Origin of the sequence: Marinovum sp. PR37, assembly GCF_028807375.1 — a bacterium.
Taxonomy (GTDB): Bacteria; Pseudomonadota; Alphaproteobacteria; order Rhodobacterales; family Rhodobacteraceae; genus Marinovum; species Marinovum algicola.
The window spans coordinates 1-5,839 of sequence record NZ_JARAML010000055.1 but is presented as its reverse complement, the minus strand read 5'-3'; the positions used below and the strand labels follow the sequence as shown (position 1 = coordinate 5,839).

Annotated in this window: 6 protein-coding genes; 2 read left to right on the top strand and 4 right to left on the bottom strand. The window is 55.8% G+C overall.

What is annotated here, in order from left to right; genetic code table 11:
- Positions 1-655: thioredoxin family protein (locus PVW49_RS23455; protein WP_274591768.1), on the top strand; the 655-nt coding region annotated here is incomplete at its 5' end.
- 99 nt (positions 656-754) lie between these two features.
- On the opposite strand, the gene ccmI is transcribed toward PVW49_RS23455, so the two are convergent.
- Genes ccmI through PVW49_RS23435 form a run of 4 tightly spaced genes read right to left on the bottom strand, consistent with a single transcriptional unit; the run spans position 755 to position 4,932 of the window.
- On the bottom strand, positions 755-1,906 hold the full coding sequence (gene ccmI / locus PVW49_RS23450; RefSeq protein WP_027263709.1) for a c-type cytochrome biogenesis protein CcmI: 1,152 nt from the start codon (positions 1,904-1,906) through the stop codon (positions 755-757).
- Positions 1,903-2,388, bottom strand: a complete 486-nt coding sequence (locus PVW49_RS23445; protein ID WP_037240132.1) for a cytochrome c-type biogenesis protein — start codon at positions 2,386-2,388, stop codon at positions 1,903-1,905. Before PVW49_RS23445 ends, ccmI begins: the two co-directional genes overlap by 4 nt.
- Complete coding sequence (locus PVW49_RS23440) at positions 2,385-2,936, bottom strand: DsbE family thiol:disulfide interchange protein (RefSeq protein ID WP_027263707.1); 552 nt, start codon at positions 2,934-2,936, stop codon at positions 2,385-2,387. The genes PVW49_RS23445 and PVW49_RS23440 overlap by 4 nt, the downstream gene beginning before the upstream one ends.
- A 4-nt stretch (positions 2,937-2,940) precedes the next feature.
- A complete protein-coding gene (locus tag PVW49_RS23435) occupies positions 2,941-4,932 on the bottom strand; it encodes a heme lyase CcmF/NrfE family subunit (protein WP_008282980.1) in 1,992 nt (663 codons plus the stop codon).
- 348 nt (positions 4,933-5,280) lie between these two features.
- Here PVW49_RS23435 and tnpA point away from each other — a divergent pair, with 348 nt between their 5' ends.
- A complete protein-coding gene (gene tnpA / locus PVW49_RS23430) occupies positions 5,281-5,715 on the top strand; it encodes an IS200/IS605 family transposase (protein WP_274591769.1) in 435 nt (144 codons plus the stop codon).
- The last annotated feature ends 124 nt before the right edge of the window (positions 5,716-5,839 follow it).

Sequence of the window (5,839 nt, the reverse complement as noted above, 5' to 3'; positions counted from 1 at the left end):
GTTTACGCCAGATCCTGTCCAAAAGATGGGGAGTAGCTCAAAGATCGTTCTCGGATTGCTGCTTGCCGGAACCGTTGCATGGCTATGCTGGGTCTTGATTGGTGTGACGTCGCCAACTCTCACAGGCCTGGTGCTGCTGGGTCTTGGGCTCATCGTACTGGCGGCGAGAGCCTATCAGGTTCAGCCTCGTAACGGTTTGCTGTGGGGAATGACTGCGGTTTTGGGCATGACGTTGGCGGCCCCTGCACTGCTGCCAAAAAGCTCCGATGATGTAACAGCCTCGATCACTTCTTACTGGGTCGAGTTCGACCGGTCCCGGATCGCGCGTGAAGTGTCGCAGGGCAAAACTGTCTTCGTGGACGTTACTGCGGATTGGTGCATCACTTGTAAAGCAAACAAAACCCTGGTCCTGGATCGTGAACCAGTTTTGGGAGCACTTGGCGAGGAAGGCGTGATTGCGATGCGCGCGGATTGGACGCGACCGGACGCGAAAATCCAATCCTATCTCGAGGCGCACGGCAGATACGCAATTCCGCTCAACATCGTCTACGGTCCAAATGCTCCTGAAGGTATCATTTTATCTGAACTACTATCTGCGGATGCCGTTCTCGAAGCACTGTCGGCTGCCAATCTCAGCGCTGTCCGAAAACGATGACATAGTGCCGTTGCATTGCTCAAGGGAGGCAGAACCTACAGTGGTTTAGTTTCAGGTGAAAGGAAAGCTGTTATGTATCTGAGACCACGCGGCCCCAATTTATTTGTTGATCCGATCCAATCGGGCCGTGGCGGCGGCACGCATAGGGTCGGTTTCCGGAAGGCTTTCGGCCAAGGTGCGCGCATTGTCGGCGGCGTTCTGGGCAGCATCAAAGTCACCCAATACACTGTACGCCTCCGCAAGCCGAAGCCATCCTTCAAGATTGTCTTGGTCATCCAACAATCGCGCCGCCAAGCGGTCAACCATGGAGCGGACGAAAGCGCTGCGTTCCTCGACCGACATGTCCTGAGCGGCCTCGATATCGGCCGCACCGGGGCTACGCGCGTCCCGAGAGTCCGGAAAGAAATCAGCTAGGGTGACAGGGCTCTCTCCAACCTGTTCCCCCAATCGGTTGGCGACAGACAGGAAAAGTTCCATCCACGGATAGGCGCGATCCGCTCTCTTGAGGCGCTCGATCAAAAGCGTCCTCGCTTCATCTGGAACCCCGTCCTGTTCGAGGATCCGGGCTCTATAGAAAATTGGGCCTGGATCATCGGGGTCCATCTCCGATGCGCGTTCGATCACGCTTTCCGCTTGCGGCGTCACGATCCCGTTCTCGGCTGCGATCAAGGCCTCGGCATATAGCAATAGGGTTGAGATATCTGCATTGTCGCGGACAGTGACGCGTTCGAATGCATCGGCGGCATCATCGTAACGAGCCATACGCATATAGGTCTGACCGAGCAGAACCCAACCATCACTTGGTCCACCAGACTCGTCTGCTTCAAGCCGGGTTTTTAGTCTCTGGGTCAACTCTGAGAGGTTTGCGGCTTCCTGGGTTTCAGATGCGCGAGACGCCAGAGGCTGGCTTTCGATCTGTGGCGAGCCGATTTGAGAATACAGAGCGAAGGCTACCAATGGCGTGGCAATGGCGGACGCGAAGATGGTGCTTCGCCCGCTTGCGCGCGACGATTCACGTGTCGCAAGCCGACCGGCAGCCAGAATGCGGCGTTTGATTTCAACCCTGGCCGCGTCGGCCTCGGTAACGGATATCAGATTCCGCTCTTGATCAGTATCAATTTCGGAAAGCTGATCCTTGAGGATAACCAACGCTCCATCCTTTCTGTTCAGGACTTCACCCGTTCGATAGAGACCGGACAAGAACAGAAGGACAGTGATGGATGCCATCGCGCCTAACACCAACCAAATCATGGGTCTCTCCGTCCTTCATTTTCATGAAAAATGGCTTCGAACTCACGCTCTTCATCGGGGCTCAGTGGATCAGCAGTGCCATCAAGAACGGCCCTGCTTCGGCACCTGATTGTGACAAAGACAACGCCAATCCCAACGGCAAAAAGAACCGCTGGTCCGAACCACAACAGATACGTGGCGGGTTTCAGTCGCGGCCTGAACAGGACGAAGTCACCATATCGATCTACGAAAAACGCAATGATCTCGTCATTTGTTTCACCTGCAATCAGACGTTCGCGCAGCAAGGTGCGCATCGTTCGGGCAACACCCGCATTTGAGCTATCGATATCCTGATTCTGGCAGACAACGCAGCGTAGCTGCTTTGAGAGCTCCCGGGCGCGCGACTCAAGCACCGGATCATCCAGCAACTCATCTGGCTCCACAGCCCATGCCGCGGTTGTTGCGGCAAGCATCAGCACCAGTGAATAGAGCCAACTCTTCATGATTGACCACCTGCTGCGGCCAACGCAGCACGAATTTCATCCTGTGCCTCTGGCGTCACAATGGGACCAACGTAGCGATAGACTACGATACCGTTCGCATCGATCACAAACGTCTCAGGCACCCCCGAAATACCCCATTCGATACCGACCCGGCCCTCGCTGTCTGATCCGATCCTCTCATAGGGGTTGCCAAGCTCCTCCAGCCAGTTTGCGGCATCTGCTGGTTTGTCCATGTAGTTAATCCCCATCAGCCGAACACCGTCCTGTTCAACAAGCCTGGTTAGCACCGCATGCTCAGCACGACAGGGCACGCACCATGAAGCGAATACATTGACCAAAACCGGCTCGCCAATGCTACGAAGGGCTGCGGCCGACAGTCCGGGGGTCTGCGTGCTCTCTACCGGTGGAAGCTCAAAATCCGGAACTGGTTCGGAGACCAAAGCGGAAGGAATTGCGTTAGGATCTCGGTCTGGGTTGAGCCCCCAGAACAAAAATCCACCCAAGACCACTGCGACCAGCGCTGGCATCGCGAGAAGGATTTTCTTCATCATATCATTCCGCCGGTTGAAGCGCTGACGACCGGCTTTTTGGCGACGGCGCACCCACCCGCAATCTGCGGTCCGATAGCGAAAGGGACCCGCCAAGCACCAGCATCGTCGCTCCGATCCATATCCAATTAACCAGTGGTTCGTAGAGAATGCGCAAATTCCACTGGCCCGACGCCTTTTCGGTCGCAGGCTCACTGATGGTGACGTAGAGATCACCTCTGAGCGTTGATCGGATTGCAGATTCGGTTGTGGACGTCCCCGCAACTGGATAGTTTCTGCGCTCCGGACGAAGAAGCGTAATCTCCCGTCCATCTTTCAAGACGCGAAGCTGGCCTTGTTGTGCGATGTAGTTTGGACCACGCAACCGTTCGACACCGTCGAATATTACCTCAAAACCGGCGATTTCCACGGTCGTCCCCGGTTCTGCGAAAAGAACACGTTCTTCCTTCCAGGCTGTGGAACCTACAAACCCAAGCACAAGCATTGCAACGCCAAGATGCGCGAGCGTCATACCGTGCGCAGCGCGCGGCAAGTTCCGCGCGCGACGCAGCGACTGTGAAAGGGGTAAATCAAAGAGCTTGATGCGCAACGCCCATTCGCGCAACGTTGCAACAAAAACCCAGGCTGCAATCCCTATTGAGACCACTGCAAGCAGGGGCCCGTCTGTCTGAAGGTACCAAACGATCCCCGCAACACCAATCGCGATACCAAAAACCAAACGCAGCCGCTGCCAGATACCGGGAAGATCGGCCCGTTTCCAAGACAGGAATGGGCCAATTCCCATGATGATGACTAGCGGCAGCATGAAAGGGATAAACGTCGCGTTGAAATACGGTGGTCCTACAGAGATCTTTTCATCAGTCACCGCTTCCACAAACAACGGATAGAGTGTTCCAAAAAGGACGGTCGCCGTTGCGGTCGCGAGCAGAAGGTTGTTGAGCAAAAGCCCCGCCTCGCGGCTAATCGGCCGAAATACGCCACCCGATCCAAGCTGAGGCGCGCGCCATGCGTAAAGTGTCAGTGAGCCGACAATGGTTACGCCAAGAAGGCCGAGAATGTACACGCCGCGCGCCGGGTCGACCGCGAACGCGTGAACGGATGTCAAAATGCCGGATCGGACGATAAATGTCCCCAGAAGTGACAGTGAAAAGGTCAGGATGGCCAAAAGAATGGTCCAGCTTTTGAACGTGTCCCGCTTTTCCGTGACGATAGCGGAGTGCAGGAGTGCCGTACCCAGCAGCCATGGCATGAAGGATGCGTTTTCCACCGGGTCCCAAAACCACCAGCCGCCCCAGCCAAGTTCGTAATAGGCCCACCAAGAGCCGAGTGCGATCCCCGCAGTGAGGCTGATCCAGGCCGTCAGAGTCCAAGGCCGCACCCAACGCGCCCATGCGGGATCCACCCGACCCTCTATCAGAGCCGCGACCGCGAAGGAGAAGACGATCGAGAAGCCGACATACCCAAAATACAAGAGCGGGGGATGCATCGCCAACCCGATGTCCTGCAGCAGAGGATTAAGGTCTGTGCCATCCAGAGGCGGCGGAAACACCCGCTCGAACGGATTGGATGTAAAGAGCATGAAGCTCAGGAAACCGACGCTGATCCAGGCTTGAACGGATAGAGTTCGCGCTTTGAGACCAACCGGAATGTTTCTGCCCAGCAGCGCGACCCCAGCCCCGAAAAGTACGAGAATAAAGGTCCAGAGAACTAGAGACCCTTCGTGGCTGCCCCAAGTGCCGGCAACCTTGAAGATCATCGGCTTCAGAGAGTGGGAATTTTCAACCACGTTTCGAACCGTGAAATCACTGACAACAAAGGAGCGCATGAGCGCGCCAAACGCAATTGCAACTAACGTCACCTGAAGCACCGCTGTTGTCTTTGCACTTTCCATCCAAAGCACGCGTCCCGTGCTTGCTCCGACAATTGGCAAGATGCTTTGAACAATCGCGACGGCAAGCGCGAGGGTAAGGGCGAATTGTCCGATCTCAGGTGTTATTTTGCGTCCTCCTGAGTAGCGCTTCTGCATCCGAGCCGGACAAGGTTTCCGCATCGGGATAGTTCAGCATGTTCATCGTCCATTCTAGTGAGATCATATCGCGACATTCTCCACTTTCCGCCTGTGTTCGCTTCTGTGAATCGCAACCGAGTTGGGGTTGGGCGGAAAACCGAATGGGATGAAGTTCTTTGCGCGTGCATGCCGTGAGCAGGATCCGACAGTTGATTCGCGTCCTTTGTAGTTCCTGTAGTCGCTGTAGGTTCAAGCGTTATTTTAGAGTCCCCGATAGGGGATCTGTAAACCCCACGGCTTTAGCCGGTCGGGATCGCGGCATTTGCGATATAGTGCCTGATTATGGATTCTTACAAACGTGGCAGTCATACGGTTTGGGACTGCAAATACCATTTGGTGTGGGTGACGAAGTATCGCTACCAGGTATTGGGTGGCGACGTCGGCAACCGCTGCCGTGAGTTGTTGCGTGAGACGGCGCGCGCATATGAGATGACCGTGCATGCGGGTTCGATCAACCGTGACCACGTGCATATGCTGCTGTCGATCCCGCCGAACCTGTCGGTCAGTCGTGCGGTGCAGCATCTGAAAGGGCGTAGCTCGCACAAGCTGCTGAGCGAGTTCGGGATATTGCGCAAGAGGTATTGGGGCCAGCACCTTTGGGCGCGCGGTTATTGGGTTGCCAGCAGCGGCAATGTGACGGACGAGGTATGGGCCGAATACATCAGGAACCAGACGCCCCCAGAACCCGACGATGACTTTACCGTGACGTGAGTCCGCCGCATGGCGGACCGATCCGGCTTTGAGCCGTAACCTGAAGCCACCGGCTTTCAGCCGGTGGAGTATTCACACTGATATACCGCTTCTACTTCAAAACCCGAAAGTTCTCGTGGGTGAT